Source organism: Stenotrophomonas sp. NPDC077659 (assembly GCF_050268705.1).
Classification (GTDB): domain Bacteria; phylum Pseudomonadota; class Gammaproteobacteria; order Xanthomonadales; family Xanthomonadaceae; genus Stenotrophomonas.
Genome location: NZ_JBNNHG010000040.1, coordinates 1266 through 3456 on the forward strand (window position 1 = coordinate 1266; position 2191 = coordinate 3456).

Consider the following 2191-nt stretch of genomic DNA (forward strand, 5'->3'; position numbering starts at 1 on the left):
GGGTAGAGTCGACCGTTGGTCGACTATCGCGCGCCGCGCGGGTTTTCAGCGGCATCCCAGGAAGAGCAGTCGACCAACGGTCGACTCTACCGGATGCTCAAGCACTCACGTCCGCGCCGTACCGCAAACGACGGGGTAGAGTCGACCGTTGGTCGACTATCGCGCGCAGCGCGGGTTTTCAGCGGCATCGCAGGAAGAGCAGTCGACCAACGGTCGACTCTACCGGGTAGGTTTCCCTACGGCGTCGACTCTCCCCCTCCCTCAGCGGTACACCACATAGCGCAGCAGCACGAACGACACCCCGGCCAGCGCGCCTTCCACCAGCGGCTTGGCCAGCCAGGCGTATTGCAGGCCCAGCGCGTGGTCGGCCGCAGCCACCAGCAGGGTGCTGCCCGCAGTCAGCAGCAGCCACAGCGGCAGGAACCGGGCGAAGCGTCGCCAGCCCAGGCGCTGCCGGCCCTGCGCATCGGCGAAGGTGAACCGCCCGTTGAGCCAGAACCCCAGCAGCATGCCGGCCAGACGCCCGGCAATGTTGCCCGGCACTACCGGCAGGCCAGCCGCAGTGGCGGCGACGAACACCAGCCAGTCCAGCAGCAGCTGCAGCAGGCCGATGATGAGATAGGAGCTTCCCTGGCGCAGCAGGCGCATGTTCGCGATGAAGGCGGGCAGGCCGCCATGTTAACGGCCAACGCTCTAGAATCAGCGGCTACGACTCACGGACTGTTTCCCATGACCCAACCCCTGCACGTCATCATCCTGGCCGCCGGCGCTGGCAAGCGCATGAAATCGGTGCTGCCGAAGGTGCTGCAGCCCATCGCCGGCCGGCCGATGCTGGCGCACGTGATTGCAGCGGCGCGGGAACTGCAGCCGGCCGCCATCCACGTGGTGTACGGGCATGGTGGCGAAGCGGTCCGCCAGTACTTCGCCGACCAGCCCGATCTGCTCTGGGCCGAACAGGCGCAGCAGCTGGGCACCGGCCACGCGGTGGCCCAGGCCATGCCGGAAGTGCCCGATGCGGCCCAGGTGCTGGTACTGTACGGCGATGTGCCGCTGATCCGCGCCGATACGCTGCGCAACCTGCTGGCCCAGCCGGGCCGGCTGGCGGTGCTGGTGGCCGAGCTCGATGACCCGACCGGCTACGGTCGCGTGCTGCGGGATGCGGAAGGCCGGGTCGGCTCGATCATCGAGCAGAAGGATGCCAACGATGACCAACTGCGCGTGCGCACCATCAACACCGGCATCATCGCCGCCGAATCGACCGCGCTGCGCCGCTGGCTGTCTCAGCTGTCCAACAGCAATGCACAGGGCGAGTATTACCTGACCGATGTGTTCGCCTTCGCTGCGCACGAGTACACCCCGGCGGAGATGGCCCTGGTGGCCGACGCGCAGGAAGCGGAAGGCGCGAATGATCCCTGGCAGCTGTCGCAGCTGGAACGCGCCTGGCAGCGTCGTGCAGTGCGTGCGCTGTGCGCGCAGGGCGCACGCGTACTGGATCCGGCACGACTGGATATCCGCGGCGAGGTCACTGTCGGCAGCGACGTGCTGATCGATGTCGATGTGATTCTTGAAGGCAAGGTCGACCTGGCCGACGGCGTGACTGTCGGGCCGTTCACCCGCTTGAAGGACGTGCGCCTGGGGCCGGGTACCGAAGTGCGCGCGCACTGCGATCTGGAAGGCGTGGTGACCGAAGGTGCCGCGCAGATCGGCCCGTTCGCGCGCCTGCGTCCTGGCACGGTGCTGGCCGATGGCGTGCACGTGGGCAACTTCGTGGAAACCAAGAAGGTCACTCTGGGCGTGGGCAGCAAGGCCAACCACCTGACCTACCTGGGTGACGCAGTGGTCGGCAGCAAGGTGAACATTGGTGCCGGCACCATCACCTGCAACTACGACGGGGTGAACAAGTCGACCACGACCATCGGCGACAACGCGTTCATCGGTTCCAACAGCGCGCTGGTAGCGCCGGTGACGATTGGCGAGGGCGCTACCATTGCCGCCGGTTCGGTCATCACCCGCAACGCACCGGACGGCAAGTTGACCCTGGGCCGCGCACGGCAGGAAACCATCGAAGGGTGGAAGCGGCCGGTGAAGAAGTCCTGAGGCACCGCCGCTGTTGGTAGCGGCCGACCTTGGTCGGCCTTATCCACGCATGGCGTGGATCTACCGGGGCGTCCACGCGTGGGGTGGATCTACC

The 2191-nt window shown here is 67.0% G+C and carries 2 protein-coding genes; one reads left to right on the forward strand and one right to left on the reverse strand.

Features of this window, described 5'->3' with window-relative positions:
* Window positions 1-261: 261 nt before the first annotated feature.
* Entirely contained in the window at window positions 262-648 is a 387-nt protein-coding gene (locus ACQKDV_RS08190) for a GtrA family protein (protein WP_427783262.1), read from the reverse strand.
* A gap of 81 nt (window positions 649-729) precedes the next feature.
* Between ACQKDV_RS08190 and glmU the strand changes: the two genes are divergently transcribed.
* Entirely contained in the window at window positions 730-2097 is a 1368-nt protein-coding gene (gene glmU / locus ACQKDV_RS08195) for a bifunctional UDP-N-acetylglucosamine diphosphorylase/glucosamine-1-phosphate N-acetyltransferase GlmU (RefSeq protein WP_427783263.1), read from the forward strand.
* Window positions 2098-2191 lie beyond the last annotated feature (94 nt).